The sequence below is a fragment of the Kitasatospora sp. HPM-01-4 genome, from assembly GCF_051374625.1.
Classification (GTDB): domain Bacteria; phylum Actinomycetota; class Actinomycetes; order Streptomycetales; family Streptomycetaceae; genus Kitasatospora.
This window is the reverse complement of the sequence record NZ_JBPQGP010000005.1, coordinates 3698008-3718846: the sequence shown is the minus strand read 5'-3', so window position 1 is coordinate 3718846 and position 20839 is coordinate 3698008. Positions and strand designations below refer to the sequence as shown.

At 72.4% G+C, this 20839-nt stretch carries 21 protein-coding genes; 11 read left to right on the top strand and 10 right to left on the bottom strand.

Annotation, left to right across the window (positions count from 1 at the left end):
• Positions 1–33: 33 nt before the first annotated feature.
• The 4 genes from ACSMTC_RS15920 to ACSMTC_RS15905 all read right to left on the bottom strand — a co-directional run bounded on the left by ACSMTC_RS15920 (position 34) and on the right by ACSMTC_RS15905 (position 5367).
• Positions 34–1296, bottom strand: a complete 1263-nt coding sequence (locus tag ACSMTC_RS15920; RefSeq protein WP_436557592.1) for an ISL3 family transposase — start codon at positions 1294–1296, stop codon at positions 34–36.
• Positions 1297–1472: 176 nt separating this feature from the next.
• Positions 1473–2735, bottom strand: a complete 1263-nt coding sequence (locus ACSMTC_RS15915) for a DUF5667 domain-containing protein (protein ID WP_436560345.1) — start codon at positions 2733–2735, stop codon at positions 1473–1475.
• A gap of 250 nt (positions 2736–2985) precedes the next feature.
• Positions 2986–3873 carry an ECF subfamily RNA polymerase sigma factor, BldN family gene (locus tag ACSMTC_RS15910; RefSeq protein ID WP_436560344.1) on the bottom strand — a complete coding sequence of 296 codons (888 nt, stop codon included), beginning with the start codon at positions 3871–3873 and terminating at the stop codon, positions 2986–2988.
• 519 nt (positions 3874–4392) lie between these two features.
• The gene (locus ACSMTC_RS15905; RefSeq protein WP_436560343.1) at positions 4393–5367 is read right to left on the bottom strand and encodes an HAD family hydrolase; all 975 of its coding nucleotides are present in this window, start codon (positions 5365–5367) and stop codon (positions 4393–4395) included.
• 117 nt (positions 5368–5484) lie between these two features.
• Between ACSMTC_RS15905 and ACSMTC_RS15900 the strand changes: the two genes are divergently transcribed.
• The 7 genes from ACSMTC_RS15900 to hemB all read left to right on the top strand — a co-directional run bounded on the left by ACSMTC_RS15900 (position 5485) and on the right by hemB (position 12673).
• Positions 5485–5760, top strand: coding sequence for a glutaredoxin family protein (locus ACSMTC_RS15900; RefSeq protein ID WP_436560342.1), 276 nt, complete (start codon positions 5485–5487; stop codon positions 5758–5760).
• A 147-nt stretch (positions 5761–5907) separates the two neighbouring features.
• Entirely contained in the window at positions 5908–6381 is a 474-nt protein-coding gene (locus ACSMTC_RS15895; RefSeq protein ID WP_436560341.1) for a 3'-5' exonuclease, read from the top strand.
• Between the two features lie 125 nt (positions 6382–6506).
• A complete protein-coding gene (locus ACSMTC_RS15890) occupies positions 6507–7403 on the top strand; it encodes a redox-sensing transcriptional repressor Rex (protein ID WP_436560340.1) in 897 nt (298 codons plus the stop codon).
• Between the two features lie 55 nt (positions 7404–7458).
• Positions 7459–8868, top strand: a complete 1410-nt coding sequence (locus tag ACSMTC_RS15885) for a glutamyl-tRNA reductase (protein WP_436560339.1) — start codon at positions 7459–7461, stop codon at positions 8866–8868.
• Between the two features lie 41 nt (positions 8869–8909).
• Positions 8910–9908 carry a hydroxymethylbilane synthase gene (gene hemC, locus ACSMTC_RS15880; protein WP_436560338.1) on the top strand — a complete coding sequence of 333 codons (999 nt, stop codon included), beginning with the start codon at positions 8910–8912 and terminating at the stop codon, positions 9906–9908.
• Between the two features lie 73 nt (positions 9909–9981).
• Complete coding sequence (locus ACSMTC_RS15875) at positions 9982–11631, top strand: bifunctional uroporphyrinogen-III C-methyltransferase/uroporphyrinogen-III synthase (RefSeq protein WP_436560337.1); 1650 nt, start codon at positions 9982–9984, stop codon at positions 11629–11631.
• A 61-nt stretch (positions 11632–11692) separates the two neighbouring features.
• Positions 11693–12673, top strand: a complete 981-nt coding sequence (hemB, locus tag ACSMTC_RS15870) for a porphobilinogen synthase (protein ID WP_436560336.1) — start codon at positions 11693–11695, stop codon at positions 12671–12673.
• Positions 12674–12959: 286 nt separating this feature from the next.
• On the opposite strand, the gene ACSMTC_RS15865 is transcribed toward hemB, so the two are convergent.
• Both ACSMTC_RS15865 and ACSMTC_RS15860 read right to left on the bottom strand, forming a co-directional pair.
• A complete protein-coding gene (locus ACSMTC_RS15865; RefSeq protein ID WP_436560335.1) occupies positions 12960–13307 on the bottom strand; it encodes a rodlet layer protein in 348 nt (115 codons plus the stop codon).
• Between the two features lie 121 nt (positions 13308–13428).
• Positions 13429–13773 carry a rodlet layer protein gene (locus tag ACSMTC_RS15860; protein WP_436560334.1) on the bottom strand — a complete coding sequence of 115 codons (345 nt, stop codon included), beginning with the start codon at positions 13771–13773 and terminating at the stop codon, positions 13429–13431.
• Between the two features lie 328 nt (positions 13774–14101).
• On the opposite strand from ACSMTC_RS15860, the gene ACSMTC_RS15855 reads away from it, so the two are divergent.
• The gene (locus ACSMTC_RS15855; protein WP_436560333.1) at positions 14102–14770 is read left to right on the top strand and encodes a hypothetical protein; all 669 of its coding nucleotides are present in this window, start codon (positions 14102–14104) and stop codon (positions 14768–14770) included.
• 106 nt (positions 14771–14876) lie between these two features.
• Here the strand turns inward: ACSMTC_RS15855 and ACSMTC_RS15850 are convergent, their stop codons facing one another.
• The 4 genes from ACSMTC_RS15850 to ACSMTC_RS15835 form a co-directional block, all read right to left on the bottom strand.
• The gene (locus ACSMTC_RS15850; protein WP_436560332.1) at positions 14877–15263 is read right to left on the bottom strand and encodes a hypothetical protein; all 387 of its coding nucleotides are present in this window, start codon (positions 15261–15263) and stop codon (positions 14877–14879) included.
• A gap of 120 nt (positions 15264–15383) precedes the next feature.
• Positions 15384–15686: a chaplin gene (locus ACSMTC_RS15845; protein WP_436560331.1), complete on the bottom strand. Its 303-nt coding sequence runs from the start codon at positions 15684–15686 to the stop codon at positions 15384–15386.
• Between the two features lie 97 nt (positions 15687–15783).
• Entirely contained in the window at positions 15784–16047 is a 264-nt protein-coding gene (locus ACSMTC_RS15840) for a chaplin (protein ID WP_436560330.1), read from the bottom strand.
• Positions 16048–16378: 331 nt separating this feature from the next.
• Positions 16379–16621: a chaplin gene (locus tag ACSMTC_RS15835; RefSeq protein WP_436560329.1), complete on the bottom strand. Its 243-nt coding sequence runs from the start codon at positions 16619–16621 to the stop codon at positions 16379–16381.
• A gap of 287 nt (positions 16622–16908) precedes the next feature.
• On the opposite strand from ACSMTC_RS15835, the gene ACSMTC_RS15830 reads away from it, so the two are divergent.
• From ACSMTC_RS15830 to lysA, 3 genes are all read left to right on the top strand, one after another.
• Positions 16909–17160 carry a chaplin gene (locus ACSMTC_RS15830; protein ID WP_436560328.1) on the top strand — a complete coding sequence of 84 codons (252 nt, stop codon included), beginning with the start codon at positions 16909–16911 and terminating at the stop codon, positions 17158–17160.
• Between the two features lie 306 nt (positions 17161–17466).
• Entirely contained in the window at positions 17467–19125 is a 1659-nt protein-coding gene (locus tag ACSMTC_RS15825; RefSeq protein ID WP_436560327.1) for an RICIN domain-containing protein, read from the top strand.
• 441 nt (positions 19126–19566) lie between these two features.
• Positions 19567–20835 carry a diaminopimelate decarboxylase gene (gene lysA / locus ACSMTC_RS15820; RefSeq protein WP_436560326.1) on the top strand — a complete coding sequence of 423 codons (1269 nt, stop codon included), beginning with the start codon at positions 19567–19569 and terminating at the stop codon, positions 20833–20835.
• The last annotated feature ends 4 nt before the right edge of the window (positions 20836–20839 follow it).

The following is a 20839-nucleotide window of genomic DNA, read 5'->3' as shown; positions in this document are numbered from 1 at the left end:
AAAAGGGCTCTTCTGCTGGACCTGTGGGTGTGATCAGGCGACTTGGCGGCGGGGCAGTTCGGGGCGGTTGCCGCCGAGGCAGAGCATGACGAGCGCGATGACGGCCTCGGCACTGCGGAAGCCGAACCCTCGTCGGATGATCAGGCGCGTCTTGGTGTTGGTGGATTCGATCAGCCCGTTGCTCAGCTCCTCGACGATCGCGTGCAGGATGGCGTCGTAGTGGCGTCGGACCTTGCGGGCGAGGTCGACGAAGGCGGGGATGCGGCAGCGCCTGGCCCAGGACAGCCAGCGGTCCAGCGCGGCGACGGCAGCGTGGACGCCTTCGGCGCGGGCGATCCGGTAGATGGTGCGTAGTCCTTCCTTGAGCAGATAGGCGCGGTGCAGGCGCGGGTCGTTGGCGGCGATCCAGGCGAGTTTCGCGCTCTGCCGCTCGGTGAGGTCCTCGGGGTTCTTCCACAGCGCGTGGCGGGAGTGCTTCAGCCTGCGGGCCAGGTCCGGGTCCGCGGCCTGGCGGCGGGCCCGGTTCCAGCTCGCGCGGCGCTCCTCGTCCAGGGCCTCGGTGGCCCAGGCCACTACATGGAAGGGGTCTATGGCGCGCACGGCGTTCGGGGCCCGCTCGGCGACCACGTCGGCGATCCACTCGGCGCCGTCGGCGCTGAGGTGCGTGAGCCGGTGGGCGCGCTCGGCGCCCAGGGCGTCGAAGAACGAGCGCAGGACGTCCTTGCCGTGGCCGTCGGCCATCCACACCACGTGCCGGGTGTCGTGGTCGACGACCACGGCCATGTACTTCTGGCCCTTGCGGTAGGAGATCTCGTCGACGCCGATCCGCCGCAGCCCGGCGAGGCGGTCGATCCCGGCGTCCGCGTCACGCTGGTAGCGGGTGAGGATCGCGCCGACGGTGCGCCAGGCGACCCGCATCAACTGCGCGGTGGCCGACTTGGAGCACTCGGTGGCCAGCCAGGCGACCTGCTGGTCGAAGTCGCGCGTGTGCCCGGCGTCGTGCCGGGCCCAGGGCACCGCCGCGACCACCACCCCGTGCCGCTCGCACGACACACGTGGGGCATCGGCCTCCAGGAACAGTTGCAGCCCTGCCGCGTCCAGGTGTCGCCACCGCCGGCGTCCTGCCCCGGCATCGAACCGCGGACAGCGACTGCGACAGATCCCGCACCGGCGACGCGCCCGGGACCGCGGACGCACCGCCACCACCATGACCTGCGCTTCCTCATCGAACCAGGCGTCCTCCGGCACCGCCTGCTCGCATCCGACCAGCGACTTCAATACCGTGGTGAACCGCACGCCGTTCTCCCTGCGCAACCGATCTCGGGCCTCAACACCTCAAGATCTGCACAGGGGACGGCGTGTGCTGTGTCAGGCGCTCCGCACCGACCCACAGATGGAGCAGAAGAGCCCCAAAAAGCCCGGCGGGGGTCCGTGAGTGCGCCAACTCACGGACCCCCGCCGGTTTTCCGGCCTCAGCCCAGGTTCAGGCCGGGCAGGAGGTCGGGGAGGAGCGGGGGAATGACGACGCCCTGCCCGTCGGTGGTGCCGCCGGGCGACTGCGACGGCGTGGGCGTACCGGCCGGCCTGGCGGGCTGACCGGCGGCCGGGGCGGTGGGCGAGGAGCCGTGGCCGGTGAGGGAGCTGGTCAGGTTGTCGACCAGCCCGCCGACCGTGCCGGGGGCCTGACCCTGCTTCGAACCGGTGGCACCCGGGCCGGAGTCGGCGGATCCGCTCGGCCGGCCGGCCGGACCCTGGGCCGTACCGCTCTGCGCCGGGTCGGCCGCCGGACTGCCGGGGGCCTGCTGACCCGTCCCGGCGCCGGGACCGGAGCCGACGGGACCCAGGGCGGGCGGCTGCTCCAGGTGAAGCGGGGCGACGTCCTCGCTCATCTCGCTGAAGAGCGAGTCCACCTTGCTCGCCTGGCTGGTGAGCTGCTGCGGCAGCCGGCCCTGCAGGGCGGCCCAGCGCTCGTCCTGGCCGTCCGCGAAGGAGGCCAGCGTGCGGATCGGGGCCAGCGAGCCGTTGCTGCGGTACACCGAACGCAGCAACTCCCTGCCGCGGATGGCCTCGGCGTGCATGTCGTCCAGCGCCCGGCGGAGCTGTTCGACCGTGCTCGCGCTCAGCCCGGAGGCCGGACTCGACCGCCCGAGCAGACCCTGCGCCTCCTGGAGGCGGGTCGAGGCCTGGTCGAGCAGCAGTGAGCCGCGCTCGGCGTCCGAGTCGGCCCAGTCCAGCCGGATGCCCTCCAGGCCACGCTTCATCCCGTAGAGCGCGTCTCCCGGAAGGGCGTTGGAGCTGGCGGCGGCTACACCGGCGAGGCTGCCGACCGCGACACCCGCGACCAGACCGCCGATCGCCAGCCGCCGTCCCCAGCGGCTGTTCCGCAGGGCCCTGACCGCCCGGTGGCGCCGCTGCTGCGGAACCCGGGCCTCGAGACCGCCGCCGTGCGCCGCGCTGCCGGCCCACTCCCGCTCGAACGCGGCCATCAGCTGGGCGCGTTGGAGCGATCTGGCCTCGCCGCTCAGCTCGGGCGCCGGCAGTGAGCCGAGCGCTCCCGCCAGGTCGAGCAGCTCCGCCATCGCGGTGGAACCGCGCTCGGGGCCGCCGTCCGGTGAGCCACCGTCCAGCAGGCCGCCACCGGCCGAACCGCTGCTGGGTCTGGTCTCCGCTCGGTGGGCCTCCAGCGCTTCGGCGAAGGCCCTCGCCCGCCGGTGCTCCAGCACGTTTGCCGTCACGGGCCACACCTCCCTTCGTCGTTGTCGACACCCCGGCCTGCCGGACGGTTGCCACGGCGAGCCAATAGCACTCCATCGGGTGACGAGGCCTGAACTTGCTTGACCGTGGGCCCGGTGGGGGTTTGCACGCTGGCCAACGAGCAGTGCCGGGGGTCGGTTACGCACGGCTGATCATGTGACCGCCCATTCACCCGGACGTGTCCGGATTGCCGCGCGTACGGTGACGGTCCGTTCGGACCGCCGGGCGGGCTTATCGCGCGTCGGGGGGCAGCAGTCTGGCGAGGGTGCGGACCGCGCGGTACTGGAGGGTCTTGATGGCGCCCTCGTTCTTGCCCATGATGCGGGCCGTCTCGGCGACCGAGAGCCCCTGCAGGAAGCGGAGCGTGACGCACTCCTGCTGCTGGGGGTTGAGCCGCCGGACGGCGTCCAGCAGCGCGGCGTTGGAGAGCGACTCCAGCACCGAGTCCTCGGGGCTGCGCTCGCACTCGTTGGAGTCGAGCATCTCGCCCGTGGTGACCTCCAGCCGGAACCGGCTGGACTTGAAGTGGTCGGCCACCAGGTTGCGGGCGATGGTCACCAGCCAGGCGCCGAAGTCCCGCCCCTGCCAGGTGAAGGTGCCGATCCGGCGCAGCGCGCGCAGGAAGGTCTCGCTGGTGAGGTCCTCGGCGGTGGCACGGCTGCCGACCCGGTAGTAGATGTACCGGTAGACGGTGTCCGCGTAGTGGTCGTACAGCCGGCCGAACGCCTCGCTCTCGCCGTTCTGGGCCCGCTCCACCAGGTCCATGATCGGGTTGTGCTCGGTCTCGACGCCGCTGCCGGGCGCGGTCCTGGTGCGGCTGCGGCTGGGGCCGCCGAGGACGGTGCGGCTGCGGGTGCCGGGTCCGCTGGTCGCGGTGGAGCGCAGCAGCGCCCCGGGCCGGCGGGCGGCCTGGCCGAAGAGCGGGCCGGCGGCGGGCGCCAGCGCGGGGCCGGCGAGCACCGGGCCGGGCAGGAGGAGCTCGAACTCGCGGATCGCGCCCCAGAGCCGGTCGAGCTGCCTGCCGGGCCGGCCGGGTGTACCGGAGCCGGAACCGGGGCGCAGGGTGGCGGACGACGGGCGGGAGGTGGCAGGCGCGTCGTTCCGGACGGGTGGGTACACGGGACTCCCAGAGGCAGAACTGTGGACGGATCACCTCCGCCTGCGCGGAGCGCACACCTCCCAGGGCGCCCGTCACGGGGCACGCATGGGCGGCGTGCATCCAGGAGAGAATAACGCTTTGTGCAATGACAGCTACACCCTGTGGCCGAAGTGGTCGTTTGGGATCCGCTTCTCGCATATTTTCAGCTGAAACTGACCGGACGTGCCGTCAGCCGCTCGGCTCAACGTGACCGGTCATGTGCGCGGAGTGAGCAATTTGTGAGCGGTGGGCCGGGTTTCCCTGCCCTGGGCTCCGGCAACCCCAGACTTTCCCGAAGTATCGAGCGATCGAATCCGGTCACGGCCGAACCGGATCGGAGGCTGCGCTCGGTGACTTCGGTTAGCCCGGAAGCGTGATCGGCTCGATCCGCCGATCCGCAGGATGACGCCTGCGGGTGACAACCCGCAGGTGGTGTGCGCGGCGGCGTGCTGACGTGGCGTCAGCCGCGCGTGCGGGGGGTGACGGCGGGCCGGTCCGCGTCAGGAGTACTGCCTGCGGCGGCTCGCGACGGCCGCCGCCGCCACGCCCGCCAGTACGCCGAGCGCGACCGCGGCCGGGAGGCCGATCCTGGCGGCCTTGCGCCCGGTCCTGAAGTCCCTGACCCGCCAGCCGTTGGCTCGGGCGTGCCGCAGCAGTGCGGTGTCCGGGTTCACCACGTACGGGTGGCCGACCAGGGTCAGCATCGGGATGTCGTTGGCCGAGTCGCTGAACGCCGCGCAGCGGGCCAGGTCCAGCCCCTCGCGGCGGGCGAGCGCGCCGACCGCCGCGGCCTTGGCCGGGCCGTGCAGCAGCCCGCCCACCAGGCGGCCGGTGTAGACGCCGTCCACCGTCTCGGCGACGGTGCCCAGCGCGCCGGTCATCCCGAGCCGGCGGGCGATGATCCGGGCCACCTCCTGCGGGGCGGCGGTGACCAGCCAGACCTGCTGGCCGGCGTTCTGGTGCAGTTGCACCAGCGCCCGGGTGCCCGGCCAGATCTTCTCCGCGATGACCGGCTCGAAGATCTCCTCGCAGATCTGCTCCAGGTCGGCCGTGCGCATCCCGGCGACCAGGGCGAGGGCGGTGTCCTGGGCGTCCGAGATGTGGGTCGGGTCCTCGGTGCCGTGCAGCCGGAACCACGTCTGCTGCCAGGCGAAACGCGCCACGTCGCGGCGGGTGAAGAACCTGCGCCGGTACAGGCCGAGGCCCAGGTAGAAGATCGCCGCGCCGCGCAGGATGGTGTTGTCGCAGTCGAAGAACGCGGCGGCCTGCGGGTCGCCCGGGGTCGGGGTGTGGTCCTCGGCGGGGGCCTTGGGGGGCTTGGGGCGCTTCGGCTCCGGTGCGGGGCGCTCCTCCCCGGCGGGCCCGGCGGGCCGGTTGAGGTCGGCGGTTGCCGCGTCGGCGGCGGCCTCGCCCGCGAGGGCGGACCGTTCGGTGGAGGTACGCCCTGCCTGCTGGAGCCTTCGAAGCGCGGCCATGGCATCGAGCATAGTCAGCCGGGCCGCATCTCCCCGTGACGGCGATGTGCAGGACGGGTTAATGCCTCGCGTCCGGCCCATTGCCGGGCCGGCGGGGCGCGGGAGCACAATGGCCGGGTGAGCCCACTGCTGCGACGTGCCCCGAAGAACCCGGCCGACCGTACCGTCACCCTGATCGGCAAGCCGGGCTGCCATCTGTGCGACGACGCCCGCGAGACGATCCTGCGGGTGACCGGCGAGCTGGGGGCGTCCTTCGAGGAGCAGGACATCACCCAGGATGCCGAGCTCTACCGCAAGTACGCGGAGCAGATCCCGGTCACTCTGATCGACGGCCGCCAGCACGACTTCTGGCGGGTGGACGAACGGCGCCTGCGCACGGCGCTCACCGCGTAGACCGCCGCCCGGCCGGGACGCCACCGACCGGGACGCCGCGCAATCGGTGCGGTGCCGCCGGGCCGCGGGGTTCACGTCGGTCCGTTTTGTCGGTTTACGATCGAATGGTTTCTGTCCGCCGGGGGCCGCAGACACAGGAGTGCGCGCATGCTTCCCGGCCGACAGGTCCCCTCGCGGGTGCTGGTGGGCCACCACGTCAGCTGTGACCAGGCCTTCCTGGAGCGCGAGTTCGCCCGGATCGGGGTGCGGCTGCCGCCCGTCCCGCTGCTGTGCACACGGCGCCTGGCCCGCGGCCACCTCCCGGGCGCGGGCGGCTTGGGCCTGGCGGCCTGCGTGGCGGCGGCCGGCCTGGGCTGGTACCCCGCGCACTCCGCGCTGGGTGACGCCCGTGCCACCGTCGCTCTGCTGCGGCACTGCATGCGGACGCCGTCGGCTGCGCCGACCGAGTGGGCCGGCCCGCTCCGCGAGGCGGCCGAGGTGCCGTGGCCGCGGCTGACGCGGGCGCTGTCGCGCCGCCGTTCGGGTGGGCTGCCGCTGGTGCTCAGGCGGGCCCCGTTCGGGCCGTGGCCGCTGGGTGCGCACCCGTCCGGGCCGGTCCGTACCGCCCTCGGAGGCGAGTGATGACGGGCGCCGGACATGACGTGATGCGCATCACTGTGTGGGGACAAAACGGACACCATCTTTGTGCACACGTTCACAAACGCATAGCCTGGCTGCCAAAGCCCAGCTTCACCCACAGGAGCACCGTGGCAATCGGCCGATCCAACCAAAGCAGTTCGCAGACGCCCGACCAGGGCGCCGCGCGCCGACCTGCGCGCGCCCGCGGCATCCCGGAGGCGACGGTCGCCCGGCTCCCGCTCTACCTACGGGCCCTGACGGCACTCTCGGAGCGTTCGGTTCCTACCGTCTCATCCGAGGAACTCGCCGCCGCGGCCGGGGTCAACTCCGCGAAGCTGCGCAAGGACTTCTCCTACCTCGGCTCGTACGGCACCCGTGGGGTCGGCTACGACGTCGAGTACCTCGTCTACCAGATCTCCCGTGAGCTGGGCCTCACCCAGGACTGGCCGGTCGTCATCGTCGGCATCGGCAACCTGGGGCACGCGCTGGCCAACTACGGCGGCTTCGCCTCCCGTGGCTTCAGGGTGGCGGCCCTGCTGGACGCCGACCCGGCCGTGGTGGGGAGCACCGCCGCGGGACTCCCGGTCCGGCACATGGACGAGCTCGAATCCATCGTGGAGAGCCAGCAGGTCTCCATCGGTGTGATCACCACCCCGCCGGGCGCCGCGCAGCAGGTCTGCGACCGGCTGGTCGAGGCGGGTGTCACCAGCATCCTGAACTTCGCGCCGACCGTGCTGACCGTCCCGGACGGTGTGGACGTGCGCAAGGTGGACCTCTCCATAGAGCTGCAGATCCTGGCCTTCCACGAGCAGCGCAAGGCCGGCGAGGAGCCCGAGCCGGGCGACTCGATGCTGGACCGGGCGCCCGGTCCGGTGCGCGCCGCCGCCGCGAGGCTGCGCCGCGCCGCGGGCGGCTCCGGCAAGGCCGAGCGGGCCGAGCGCGCGGACAAGGCGGAGACGGCCAAGAGCGGCAAGTCCGCGCCCAAGGGCACGGACGGCGATCTCTCCGCGGTGATGCCGGCATGAGCGGCATCGGCACTCGCGGCAGCAGTACCGGCACCCGGATGGGCAAGGGGTGGGCATGAGTCTTCTCGTCGTTGGGCTGAGCCACCGGACGGCACCCGTCGGGGTGCTGGAGCGCGCCGCGCTGACCGGTGACGTCCCCACCCGGCTGCTGCACGCCGCCGCCGCCTCGGCGACGGTCGGTGAGGCCGCCCTGGTCAACACCTGCAACCGGATCGAGCTCTACGCGGACGTGGACAAGTTCCACGCCGGCGTCGCCGAGCTCTCCCAACTGCTCGCCCAGCACAGCGGGGTGGACCTGGAGGAGCTCACCGCCCACCTGTACGTCCACTACGAGGACCGCGCGGTCCACCACCTCTTCTCGGTGGCCTGCGGCCTGGACTCGATGGTGGTCGGCGAGGGCCAGATCCTCGGCCAGCTGCGCGACGCGCTGGCCAGGGCGCAGGACGAGCACACCGCCGGGCGCGGGCTCAACGAGCTGTTCCAGCAGGCCCTGCGGGTCGGCAAGCGGGCCCACAGCGAGACCGGGATCGACAAGGCCGGGCAGTCGCTGGTCACCTTCGGCCTGGAGCAGATCGCGACGGTGACCGGGGAGATCGCGGGCAAGCGGGCACTGGTGGTCGGTGCGGGCTCGATGAGCTCGCTGGCCGCCGCCACCCTGGTCCGCTCCGGTGTCACCGACCTCCTGATCGCCAACCGGACGCCCGAGCGCGCCGAGCGGCTGGCCGCCAACCTGGGCGCCCGTACGGTGGACTTCGCCAAGGTGCCCGAGGTACTGGCCGACGTGGACCTGGTGATCTCCTGCACCGGCGCCGCCGGGGTGGTCATCCCGGCTGGCGTGGTGGCGGACGCCGTCGCGGCGCGCGGCGCCACCGGCGAGCGGGCCTCCACTCCTCTGGCCTTCCTCGACCTGGCGATGCCGCGGGACGTGGACCACGCGGTGCACGAGCTGCCCGGCGCCCTGCTGGTCGACCTGGAGAGCCTGTCCCACGCCCACGCCGCCACCCCCGGCGCCGGGGACGTGAACGCGGTCACCGGCATCGTCGCCGACGAGGTGGCCGCCTTCGGCGCCGCCCAGCGCGCCGCCCGGATCGCCCCCACCGTGGTCGCCCTGCGGGCCATGGCCTCCGACGTGGTGAGCAGCGAACTCGCCCGCCTGGCAGCCAGGTTGCCCGACCTGGACGACCGCTCCCGGGCCGAGGTGACGCAGACCGTCCGCCGCGTGGTGGACAAGCTGCTGCACGCGCCGACCGTACGGGTCAAGCAGCTCGCCGCCGAGCCCGGCGGGGCCGGCTACGCCGACGCCCTGCGCGAGCTGTTCGACCTGGACCCGGCGGCGGTGCAGGCCGTCACCGGTACCCCGATCGGAACGCAGGCCGGTGCCAGCGTCCCGGCCGGAGCCGCCCTCAACATCGGGGGCTCCGCCGCACAGGCCGGCGCCGCCCCGTCCACCGGAGCGGCCAGATGAACCCCCAGCCATCCCATCAGCACGACCGGGACGATCACCTCATGAATGCTCAACCGAGCACCACTCAGGACGAGTCGGCGCAGCCCCTACGCCTCGGTACCCGCCGCAGCGCCCTGGCCATGGCCCAGTCCGGCATGGTCGCCCGCGAGGTGACCCGGGTCACCGGGCGCCCCGTCGAGCTGGTCGAGATCACCACCTACGGCGACGTCTCGCGCGAGTCGCTGGCCCAGATCGGCGGTACCGGCGTCTTCGTCTCCGCCCTGCGCGACGCGCTCCTGGCGGGCCGGATCGACCTCGCCGTGCACTCGCTCAAGGACCTGCCCACCGCGCCCCCCGAGGGCCTGGTGCTGGCGGCCGTCCCCGAGCGCGAGGACGTCCGCGACGCCCTGGTGGCCCGTGACGGCCTCGCGCTGTCCGAGCTGGTCGAGAAGTCCGCCGGTGCCGGGCGGCCGGCCCGGATCGGCACCGGCTCCCCGCGCCGGATGGCCCAGCTGAACGCCTGGGCCGCGGCCAACGCCACCGCCCTGGAGACCGTCGCCATCCGCGGCAACGTGGACACCCGGATCGGCTTCGTGACCAAGGGCGAGCTGGACGCCGTCGTGCTGGCCACCGCCGGGCTCAACCGGCTCGGCCGCGCCGACGAGATCACCGAGCACCTCGACCCCGAGCTGATGCTCCCGGCCCCCGGCCAGGGCGCCCTCGCCGTCGAGTGCGTCGACGCCGGCCTCGCCGCCGAGCTGCGCGCCCTCGACCACGCCCCCACCCGGGCCGCCGTGGTCGCCGAGCGCGCGCTGCTGGCCGCCCTGGAGGCCGGCTGCTCCGCCCCGGTCGCGGGACTCGCGACCTGGGACGGCCGGGAACTGACGCTGGAAGGCGTGGTCGGCACCGTCGACGGCGCCACCCTGCTGAGAATGACCGCCAACGGTCCGCTCGTCCTCGACGAGACCGCCGAGCAGCAGGCGACGGCCCTCGGCCGCGCCCTCGCCGCCCGGCTGCTCGACGCGGGAGCGGCCAAGCTGATGGGGGAGCGAGCCCAGTGAGCGAGTGGAGCGAGCGAACCGGAAAGTACGGGGCCTGGCGAAGCCACTGCCCGAGCGAAGAGAGGGCAGGAGCATGAGCCCCGCCACCAGTCCGACCGCTGCCGCCGCTGTCCCGGCTGCCCCGACCGGGCGCTGTACCTTCCTGGGCGCGGGCCCCGGTGACCCCGGGCTGCTCACCCTGCGCGCGGTCGACGAGCTGTCCTCCGCGGACGTCCTGATCGCCGATCCGCTCACCGCGGCCGCCGTGCGCACCCACTGCCCGGCGGGCGTCCAGGTGCACAGCCCGGCCGAGGAGAACGACCTCGACGTGGCCAAGCTGGTCGCCGAGGCCGTCCGGGCGGGCAAGCACGTGGTCCGCACCGTCGACGGCGACCCGGGCCTGGACGGCTGCGCCGCCGAGGAGATGCTGCGCTGCGCCCAGTCCGAGATCCCGTTCGAGGTGATCCCGGGCGTCGCCCAGTCGGTCGGCGTCCCGGCGTACGCGGGTGTGCCGCTGCGCGGCCGCCAGGGGGCGGACGTCCGTTTCGTGGACGGCGCGGCCCTGCTGGCCGGCGGTCCGGTGGACCTCGGCGCGCCCGAGACCACCCTGGTGGTCCGCACCACCCTGGGCCAGCTGCCCGCCACCGCGAACGCCCTGGTGGCAGGGGGCCGCAAGCCCGATGCCGCGCTCTGCGCGACCCTCTCGGGCACCACCACCCGCCAGCGCACCTTCAGCTCCACCCTGGCCACCATCGCGGCCGAGCTGAAGGCGGCCCGGGTGCTGCCCTCCCCGGTGTCGGCCCCGGTCGACCCGGCGACCTCGGTGATAGCCGTGGTGGGCGAGCAGGTCGCGCACCGCTCCTCGCACTCCTGGTTCGAGACCAAGCCGCTGTTCGGCTGGAACGTGCTGGTCCCGCGCACCAAGGAGCAGGCGCACGGCCTCTCCGATCAGCTGCGCTCGTACGGCGCGGTGCCGCAGGAGGTGCCCACCATCGCGGTGGAGCCGCCGCGCACCCCGCAGCAGATGGAGCGCGCGATCAAGGGCCTGGTGACGGGCCGTTACGAGTGGATCGCCTTCACCTCGGTCAACGCCGTCAAGGCCGTCCGGGAGAAGTTCGAGGAGTACGGCCTGGACGCCCGCGCGTTCGCCGGGATCAAGGTCGCCGCGGTCGGCGAGACCACCGCCCAGGCACTGGTGGACTTCGGGGTGAAGCCCGACCTGGTGCCGTCCGGCGAGCAGTCCGCGGCCGGTCTGCTGGAGGACTGGCCGCCCTACGACCCGGTCTTCGACCCGATCGACCGGGTGCTGCTGCCGCGTGCCGACATCGCCACCGAGACGCTGGTGGCCGGCCTGGTCGAGCTCGGCTGGGAGGTGGACGACGTCACGGCGTACCGCACCGTGCGCGCTTCGCCGCCGCCGGCCGAGACCCGCGAGGCGATCAAGGGCGGCGGCTTCGACGCGGTGCTCTTCACCTCGTCCTCGACCGTGCGCAACCTGGTCGGTATCGCCGGCAAGCCGCACAACGTCACGATCATCGCCTGTATCGGTCCGGCCACCGCCAAGACCGCCGAGGAGCACGGCCTGCGGGTGGACGTGATGGCGCCCGCGCCGTCCGCCTCGGCGCTGGCCCAGGCGCTGGCCGAGTTCGGGGCCGGCCGCCGGGACACCGCCATGGCGGCCGGTGAGCCCGTCTACCGTCCCAGTGAGCGCCGACCCGGTTCGCGCCGCAAGGCCGCCCGCTGAACCACCGCCCGGGAAGGCGGTTCGCCTTCCCGGGCCTTCCGCACCCGTTCGGAGATACCCAGTGTCCGCTGAATTCCCGTACGTACGCCCGCGCCGGCTGCGTTCGACCCCGGCGATGCGCCGACTGGTCGCCGAGACCCGTCTGCACCCGGCCGAGCTGATCCTGCCCGCCTTCGTCCGTGAGGGCATCACCGAGCCGAGGCCGATCACCTCGATGCCCGGCGTGGTCCAGCACACCAGGGACACCCTGCGGAAGGCCGCCGTGGAGGCGGCGGAGGCGGGCCTGGGCGGCATCATGCTGTTCGGCGTGCCCGAGGTGCAGGACGCCGTCGGCAGCGAGGGCACCAACCCGGACGGCATCCTGCAGCAGGCGATCCGGGACGTGGTCTCCGAGGTCGGCGACGCCCTGGTGGTGATGTCCGACCTGTGCCTGGACGAGTACACCGACCACGGCCACTGCGGCGTGCTGGCCGAGGACGGCAGCGTCGACAACGACGCCACCCTGGAGCGCTACCGGGAGATGGCCCTGGTCCAGGCCGAGGCGGGCGTCCACCTGGTCGGCCCCTCCGGCATGATGGACGGCCAGATCGGTGTGATCCGCCAGGCGCTGGACGAGGCGGGGCACCAGGACGTCGGCGTCCTCGCCTACACCGCCAAGTACGCCTCCGGCTTCTACGGGCCGTTCCGCGAGGCGGTCGGCTCCTCGCTCAAGGGCGACCGCAAGACCTACCAGCAGGACCCGGCCAACGCCCGTGAGGCGATGCGCGAGCTGGAGCAGGACCTCGCCGAGGGTGCCGACATGGTGATGGTCAAGCCCGCCATGGCCTACCTGGACATCCTGCGGCAGATCGCCGACGTCTCCCCGGTGCCGGTCTCCGCGTACCAGGTGTCCGGCGAGTACTCGATGATCGAGGCCGCGGCCGCCAACGGCTGGGTGGACCGCGAGCGCCTGATCATGGAGACGCTCACCTCGATCCGTCGCGCCGGTGCCGAGCAGATCCTCACCTACTGGGCCGTCGAGGCCGCCCGGATGCTCAAGTAGCCGGACAGGCGGAAGGCCGGGGCACGGAACACTCCGTGGCCCGGCCTTCCGCCTGTCCGGCGCGGGTTCGGCCGATGTGGATGACGCCCTCTTCGCCGCCGCCGACACGGACACGGGTGTGGGCCGGGGCCGCGACACCAGCGGCGGTGGGTGCCGGACCGCTCGTCCGGAACACCCGAACGCGCCGCAGTCGAACGGGTGGGTGTGTCGCCGGTGCCCGCGAAAAGCCGCCGGGCCCGGGAGGAGAGGCTCTCCCCGGGCCCGGCGGCCGACTGCCGCGGGGTGATCAGCCGATCAGGTGCGACACGCCGCCGTCGCCGCTGCCCTGGGTGGTCTGGCCGACGTCGCAGGTCTGCTGCGGGTTGGTGTTGAGGACACCGGCCTTGATCGGAATCGCGATGCCGATGAGCGCGCCGACACCGATGTTGTCGATCTCGGGGAGGCAGATGTTCGGGTTGTCGAGGGTGTGGAAGTTGGGGCTGTGCTCGCCGGTGGTGCCGGTGGCGTTGGTGCCGCCGTTGCCCTGGACCGAGGCCGAGGAGCCGTCCGAGTCGCCGATGGCCATGGCCGGGGCGGCGGCCATGGCGAGGCCGGCCGCGGCGGCGCCGAGAGTGGCGATAGCCTTCTTGATCATCTCTGTTCCTTTGCGGATCTGATGGGGTGGAGCCGGAGAGCTGCCGAGGCGGCCGAGCGGGCGGCCCGGCCGCCTCGGGTGGTGCGGAACTGCTTCAGAGGGAGTACGGGGCGGCGCCCGATCAGCCGATCAGGTGCGACACGCCGCCGTCGCCGCTGCCCTGGGTGCCCTGGCCGACGACGCAGGTCTGCTTCGGGTTGGTGTTGAGGGCGTCCACCTTGACCGGGACGGCCACGCCGAGCACCGCGACACCGATGTTGTCGATCTCGGGGAGGCAGATGTTCGGGTTGTCCAGGAAGTGGAAGTTCGGGCTGTGGTTGCCCACGGTGCCGGTGGCGTTGGTGCCGCCGTTGCCCTGCATCGAGGCGGAGTGGCCGTCCGAGTCGCCGATCGCGACGGCGGGGGTGGCCACCGCGGCCACGGCGGCGGCAGCCAGGCCGATGGTCGCGAAAGTCTTCTTGAGCATGGGGGTACCTCTCTGAAATTCTTGGATATTCGCCGTCTTGTTCGTCTGACCAACCAGTCGTTGTCTTCAACGACCTCGGCTGGCTTTCGGTTGTTAGCCCGTCAGGGCGGATTCCCGGATCCTGCCGCCGTCGTGGCTGCGACGTTCAGATCAAAGAATGGCGGCCGGAAAGGTTACGGAGATTCTTCGAGGACTGTCGAGGGGCGCGCGGGGCCGTCGCCGGCCGGTCGGATTATTAGGCCATACTGGTTAACTGACGCATTACCAGAGCCGAAGTGGGTCGTTTAGGCAGATTACAGCGAGACTCCTCATAGAACGGTGAATCAGCATGAAGCTCTCGAAGCGGGCCGGCGCGCTGCTGCTGGCGGCCGGGGCCGGTGTCCTGACGGCGCAGGGCACGGCCGCCGCTGCCGAACCGATGACGCCCGGTCAGGTCGCGGCCCTGGAGGACCAGCTGTCCACCCAGGAGGTGCCCTTCGAGATCCCGCTCGGCGCGGCCACCGACCGCCTTCCGCTGCTGCCCGAGGGCGGGAGGATCAGCGGCGGTATCCCGAGCTCGCTGGTGATGCCGCCGGTCCCCAGGGAGCGGCCGCGCACCCATGTGCTGCCGGAGGAGGTCGTCCCCTCGCTCACCGCCGGCCGGGTCGGCCCCGCGCTCGACGCCGACCTGCCGCTGCCCGTCGCCGACCGCTCCACCAGGCTCGGCGAACTGGCGGCGGACGTCCCCGCGATCCCGATCAGGGCCGCGGGGCCGGCCCTGGAGCTCGGGCAGCCGGTCTCCTACGTCGAGGGCACCAGCAGTGAACTGACCAGCGGGCAGATGGAGTTCGGCGAGATCAAGCCGCAGCTGATCACCAAGCCGGTGCAGATGATTCCGGGTGCCAAGGCGTCCCTCGGCGGGGAGAACGACCGGATCTCGGTCACCGACGCGCTGCGCAACCTGACCGCGACCACCGGGGCCACCGTCACCGAGGTGGTGGACCAGGCCGACCTCTGACCGTCGCCCGGCAGCGCATGGAGCCCGGCAGTGCACGGAGCCCGGCACCTTGGACGAGGTGCCGGGCTCCGTCGTGTGTCGGCCGGGGCGTGTCGGCCGGGGCGTGTCAGCCGGGGAGGACGCCGAGCAGCGGGCCGACCCCCGCCAGGTCCTTCGGGCCGCCGCCGGCGCTCAGCGGGCCGGTCAGCGCGGAGCTCTGGACGGGCTTCACGCCGTCCGGCTCCAGCGAGACCCCGTTGTTCAGCACATCGGCCCCGGAGTTGGCCCATGGGTCGAGCCGCAGCTCCTTGGCGGGCTTCACGGCGTACCCGAGCGCGCCGAGGGCGCCGGCCAGGGCGGGGGCCACCTCGACGTTCTGCAGCTCGGTCGAGGGCTTCGGCAGGGCGGGGCCGGTCGTGGCGGGAGCGGCGGAGGCGGCCGGTGCCGCGGCGCCCAGCAGCAGCGCCGCGCCCAGCGCGGTCAACAGGCCGGCGCCGACGGTGATTCGAGGCATGGGGCGAGTCCTTCGGATCGGTGGGTTCGAGCGCCCCGGCCGGGCCGCAGGGGGCCGGGCCGAAGCGAACTGCCCCCCGGCCCTGGGGCCGAGGGGCAGTCGATGTGCGGCTGGGACGTCTCAGCAGTCGTCGCCGTCGTGGTCGTGGTCGTGGTCGTGGTCGTGGTCGTGCTCGTGCTTCATGTCCACGTTGGCGCAGGTGTTGCCGAACGTCGGGTTCAGCAGGCCGACGACGTCGACGGTGTTGCCGCACAGGTTGATCGGGACGTGCAGCGGGACCTGGATCTGGTTGCCGGAGAGCACGCCGGGGGAGTTGGCGGCGATGCCGTGGGCGTCCGAGCTGGCGTTGGCGACACCGGCACCGGCCAGCACCAGACCGGCGGCGGCACCGGTCAGGACGACGGCCTTCTTCATGTTCTGCATGGGGGAAGATCTCCTAGATCACACACACGGGAGGGGGCGCCGCGTTCGGCAGGAATCCTCACGCGGCATGGACGCAGCCGGCTCGGCTGCGGCCGGTTCAGTCGTGGAAGCCGTGCTTGCCGTCGGCGTTGATGCAGGTGTGGCCGAACGCCGGGTTCAGCAGGCCGACGATGTTGACGGTGTTGCCGCACAGGTTGATCGGGACGTGGACCGGCACCTGGACGTTGTTGCCGGAGAGCACGCCGGGGGAGCCGACGGCCGCGCCGTGGGCGTCCGCGCTGGCGCTGGCGGCACCGGCGGAGCCCAGGACCAGGCCGGCCGCGGCCGCCGAGAGGACGGCGACCTTCTTGACGTTGCGCATAGGGGTTTCCTCCGTTTCTGCCCGACGTCTGACGGTCGGGGCACGGGCGAATCGGAACCATCGCCCGGTGGTTTTCGGATGGGCCGTGGTCTTCGTTCACGCGGCCGGAGGCGCTCGGGTCGCCCGTGGCTTGGGCGGTGCCTGGCCGCTCTGTTCGGCGCCCCGCCGCCTGCTCTCGCACGGCCGGGAGCAGGCGTTCTGCGGGGCATCCAGGGAAGGCCGCCCGGTGGACGGGAGTCCGGTGGCGGGTCGCCTCCCCCGGGAGTTCACGGGCGCGGCCGCCGCCGGGCGGAGGCCGGCGGGGCCGTGGCGAGCGGGGAACCGCCCGTGGTCACCTGTTGAGGCAGAGGTTGCCGAAGGCCGGGTTCGGCAGGCCGTCGACGTCGACGGTGTTGCCGCACAGGTTGACCGGGATGTGGAGCGGCACCTGGATGTTGTTGCCGGAGAGCACACCGGGCGACTTGGCGGCCACGCCCTCCGCTGACGCGCCGTGGGCCCAGGCGGTGGCGGCGCCGCTGAGCAGCAGGGCCGCGGCAGCCGCGGTGCCGAACGCGCCGTAGGCGAGCTTGCGCATGATGTGTCTCATTTCTTGCCGGTCTTGCGGCAGGTCCTGCTCTGCGGTTCCTGCCGGGTGGTGAAGCGTGTTTCGCCAGTAAGAACGACGGGGTGGGCGGTGGGAAACGGGCGAATTTCGCGATCACCCGAACGCCGTGTATTAGTGCCAACGGGTGAATGCGAACCAGGGCACGCAACTGGACCACCAGGGGTTCGTTGGGACTGACGCATGCCTGTGCGCTTTCCAGGCCGTGGCCCAATTCTGCGGTGGCGCTTGGAAGATCTGATTCAACGAGGAGACTCAATATGAGCATCAAGAAGGCCGCAGCCGTCGGCGCCGCCGTGGTCGGCCTGGCCGCGGTCGGAGCCGGTACCGCCATGGCGAGCGCCGAGGCGGAGGGTGCCGCGGTGAACTCCCCGGGTGTCGCCTCCGGCAACAACATCCAGGTGCCGGTCCACCTCCCGGTCAACCTGTGCGGCAACAGCGTCGACATCCTCATCGGTGTGCTGAACCCGACGTTCGGCAACACCTGCGTCAACGCGGACGCCGGCGCCTGACGCCCGGGGAGCCGGCGCTCCCCCCGGTCGGTTCGTCACTCGGAGCCGCCATCCTCCGCCTCCCCCTCCTGGGGCGTGCAGGGTGGCGGCTCCGCCGCTTTGCCGGGCCGAGTTGACAGACCGTGGGGAAGTCCGTTCTGACCCTTGTTGAGCTACTTGTCAGTACCTAACATGTGAGGCCGACTCACCTTTTGCGGCCCGACAGGACCCAGTGCGCCCCCAGGTCCCCCCGGGCGGCGAAGCACGCTCCATGCTCCGCGCCGTCCGGCGCACGTCGGACGGTCCCCCACCGCCAAGGAGTCATGCGTGACCAGGTCACACCTGTCAGGTGCGCGCAGATACCGGCCAGGGGCCCTGCTGGCCGCCGCCGGACTGATCGCGACCTTCACCCTCGCGGGCGCCCCGGGCGCTCTGGCCGCCGCCACGCCCTCGGTCCCGCACACCGACAAGCCCGCCGCCATCGTCGCCCTCGGCGACAGCGCCATCTCCGGCGAGGGTGCGGGCACCGACACCGGCGACGCCTACGTCGCGGGCACCGACAGCCCCACCGACTACTGCCATCGGCACGAGAAGTCCGAGATCTTCGTCACCGGCCTGCCCGGCGTCACCCCGATCGACCTGGCCTGCTCCGGCGCCCAGACCGGCGACCTGGTCAGCGACCCGGAGCTGGCCAAGGTCACCGGCGGTGGCAGCGGCGACTTCGGCGAGCCCAAGCAGGACGTCCAACTCGCCGACGTGGCGGGCAAGTACAACGTCAAGATGGTGGTCGTCACGATCGGCGCCAACGACGACTTCGACTTCAGCGGCATCATGCTCGGCTGCCTGGCCCAGTACTTCCCGATCCCCAAGTCGCAGGGCTGCCGCGACACCATCGGCAGCGACACGATCAGGCAGCGCGCGGTGAAGGTCGTCCCCAAGGTGGTGGCCGCGCTGACCAGCGTCCGCAACGCCATGCGGGGTGCGGGCTACCCGGACTCCTCGTACCAGCTGGTCTACCAGTCGTACTTCACCCCGATCACCCCGGACATCCGCCGCAACGACTACCTCGGCAAGATCACCGACGGCTGCCCGGCCTTCCCCGAGGACCTCGCCTGGGGGCACAACTGGGTGGTGCCCACGTTCAGCGACGCCCTGCGGCAGGCGGCCTCCCAGGTGCCCGGGGTGCGGTACCTGGACCAGCGGCGGGTCAGCTACGGCCACGAGGTCTGCGCGGAGTGGACGAGCTCACCGTACGAGTACACCAACGGTGACGTCATCGACCTCTCGGAGAAGACCCGCAACGGCTGCGACTCGCAGATCAGCATCCCGGGCGTCTGCATGAACATGGTGCGCCAGTCGTACCACCTGCGGGTGGCCGGCTACGCGGCCGAGGCGCGCTGCCTGGCCCAGTTCTACCAACTGCCGGACCAGCAGGAGGCGTTCTGCAGCCTGAACCAGCAGAACACCACCTCCGTCGAACCGCTGACGCCCGGCCGGCCCTTCCCCGACCGGCCCGAGGACGGTGCCTGGTACCAGTTCACCAACGCCGCCAACGGCCAGGCCCTGGACCTCTCGGGCGGCGGGACGTACGGCGACAGCACCAACGGGCGCGGGGCGATCACCTATCCGGCGACCGGCGGACTGAACCAGTCCTTCGTGCTGGAGGCCAAGTCCGGCGGCAGCTACGAGCTGGACTTCAGCGGCAACCGCACCATGTGCCTGGACGCCGACGCGGCCTCCACCGCGCCCGGTACCCGTCTGCAGCAGTGGGGCTGCAACGGCGGCGGCAACCAGCACTGGATCCTCAGGCCGGGCGCCAACGGCACCTACGAGCTGGCCGACTCCCAGGACCCGACCAAGGTCGCCACCGCCTCGGCCCAACTCGACGCCCAGGGCAACCCCCAGGTCGTCCTGGCCCAGGACACCTCGGCCGCCAACCAGTCCTGGCAGCTCACCAAGCTCGGCATCGTCTACGTGCAGGGCTGAGGGGCGCGAGGAACCGCGCGCACGGCGGGGCGCCTTCGCAGGGGGTCCCGCCGAGCCCGAACACGCACGGTCCGGGGGCGGGGAGCACGCGACGCCGGTCGCACGCTCCCCGCCCCCGGGGCGATCGTCTCCCGTCCGTCCGCCCACCACGCACTCCGCGCCGCCCCCGGAACACCCCGTTCCGCGGCCCGCCGCCGAAGCGGACCGGACCGCCGGGAAAGCCCTGTTTTTCAGGGCGGCCGACAGCTGTGCAAGAAACCCTGCGCCGCCGCCAGGACGCGGCCGCAAGGTTTCCAGCACCCCGTCTGAACTGGGCATTTCGCCCATCCCGAGTCCCGGTCTTTCGGCTTCCGAGGCGTGGACAGCGCTGCGATCAACGGGCCCGTTCAAGCAGGATTCGAGGTGCAGCGATTCCCAGCGGCGCGAGAGACGGACCGGACCATGACGACCCCTGCCCCCGCATTTCCCGGCGCCCTCGACGGCCCCCGGCTCGCCCGGATCGCCGAGCAGTACGGCACCCCGTCCTGGGTCTACGACGCCGCGCCGATCCGCGCCCAGATCGCCAGGCTGCGTGCCTTCGACCAGATCCGGTTCGCGCAGAAGGCGTGCTCCAACACCCACATCCTGCGGCTGATGCGCGAGCAGGGCGTCGCCGTGGACGCCGTCTCGCTCGGCGAGCTGGAGCGCGCCCTGGCCGCCGGCTTCCAGCCGGACGGGCCCGACGAGCCGATCGTCTTCACCGCCGACCTGCTCGACCGGCCGACCCTGCGTCGGGTGGTCGAACTCGGCGTCCCGGTCAACGCGGGCTCGCCCCAGATGCTCGACCAGATCGGCCGCGCCGCCCCCGGCCACCCGGTCTGGATCCGGATCAACCCCGGCTTCGGCCACGGCCACAGCCGCAAGACCAACACCGGCGGCGAGCAGAGCAAGCACGGCATCTGGCACGAGCACCTCGCCGAGAGCCTCGCCCTGGTCGACCGCTACGGACTGGACCTGATCGGCTTCCACATGCACATCGGCTCCGGGGTGGACTACGGCCACCTGGAGGCGGTCTGCGAGACCATGGTCAAGCAGGTCCGGCTGTCCGGCCACGACATCCGCGCCGTCTCGGCCGGCGGCGGCCTCTCCGTCCCGTACACGCCGCAGGATCCCGAGGTCGACACCGACCGCTACTTCCGCCTCTGGGACTCCGCCCGCCGGGAGCTCGCCGCCGAACTCGGCCACCCCGTACGGCTGGAGATCGAGCCGGGCCGCTTCCTGGTGGCCTCCTCCGGGGTCCTGCTGAGCGAGGTACGGGCGCAGAAGCCGGTCGGCGCCAACCACTTCGTGCTGGTCGACGCGGGCTTCAACGACCTGATGCGGCCCGCGATGTACGGCAGCAGCCACCGGGTCACCGTGCTCGACCCGTCCGGTGCGCCCCGGCTCACCGAGCGCCGCGACACCGTGCTGGCCGGGCCGCTCTGCGAGTCCGGCGACGTCTTCACCCAGGCCGCCGGCGGCGACGTCGAGCCGATCCCGATGCCCGGCACCGAGATCGGCGACCTGGTGGTCTTCCACGACACCGGCGCGTACGGCGCCAGCATGTCCTCCACATACAACTCCCGGCCGCTGATCCCCGAGATCCTCACCGACGGCGACAGCACGCGCCTCATCCGCCGCCGCCAGAGCGTCGCCGACCTTCTCGCGCTGGAGAGCGGCCTTCCCGGATAGGGCG

Coding starts and splice junctions, on each gene's coding strand:
- ACSMTC_RS15905 (WP_436560343.1), bottom strand. CDS start 5,367: ATGGCCGCGCTTCGAAGGCTCCAGCAGGCAGGGCGTACCTCCACCGAA.
- ACSMTC_RS15850 (WP_436560332.1), bottom strand. CDS start 15,263: ATGCCTCGAATCACCGTCGGCGCCGGCCTGTTGACCGCGCTGGGCGCG.
- ACSMTC_RS15865 (WP_436560335.1), bottom strand. CDS start 13,307: ATGATCAAGAAGGCTATCGCCACTCTCGGCGCCGCCGCGGCCGGCCTC.
- hemC (WP_436560338.1), top strand. CDS start 8,910: ATGAATGCTCAACCGAGCACCACTCAGGACGAGTCGGCGCAGCCCCTA.
- ACSMTC_RS15835 (WP_436560329.1), bottom strand. CDS start 16,621: ATGCGCAAGCTCGCCTACGGCGCGTTCGGCACCGCGGCTGCCGCGGCC.
- ACSMTC_RS15830 (WP_436560328.1), top strand. CDS start 16,909: ATGAGCATCAAGAAGGCCGCAGCCGTCGGCGCCGCCGTGGTCGGCCTG.
- lysA (WP_436560326.1), top strand. CDS start 19,567: ATGACGACCCCTGCCCCCGCATTTCCCGGCGCCCTCGACGGCCCCCGG.
- ACSMTC_RS15885 (WP_436560339.1), top strand. CDS start 7,459: ATGAGTCTTCTCGTCGTTGGGCTGAGCCACCGGACGGCACCCGTCGGG.
- ACSMTC_RS15845 (WP_436560331.1), bottom strand. CDS start 15,686: ATGCAGAACATGAAGAAGGCCGTCGTCCTGACCGGTGCCGCCGCCGGT.
- ACSMTC_RS15875 (WP_436560337.1), top strand. CDS start 9,982: ATGAGCCCCGCCACCAGTCCGACCGCTGCCGCCGCTGTCCCGGCTGCC.
- ACSMTC_RS15840 (WP_436560330.1), bottom strand. CDS start 16,047: ATGCGCAACGTCAAGAAGGTCGCCGTCCTCTCGGCGGCCGCGGCCGGC.
- ACSMTC_RS15895 (WP_436560341.1), top strand. CDS start 5,908: ATGCTTCCCGGCCGACAGGTCCCCTCGCGGGTGCTGGTGGGCCACCAC.
- ACSMTC_RS15860 (WP_436560334.1), bottom strand. CDS start 13,773: ATGCTCAAGAAGACTTTCGCGACCATCGGCCTGGCTGCCGCCGCCGTG.
- ACSMTC_RS15855 (WP_436560333.1), top strand. CDS start 14,102: ATGAAGCTCTCGAAGCGGGCCGGCGCGCTGCTGCTGGCGGCCGGGGCC.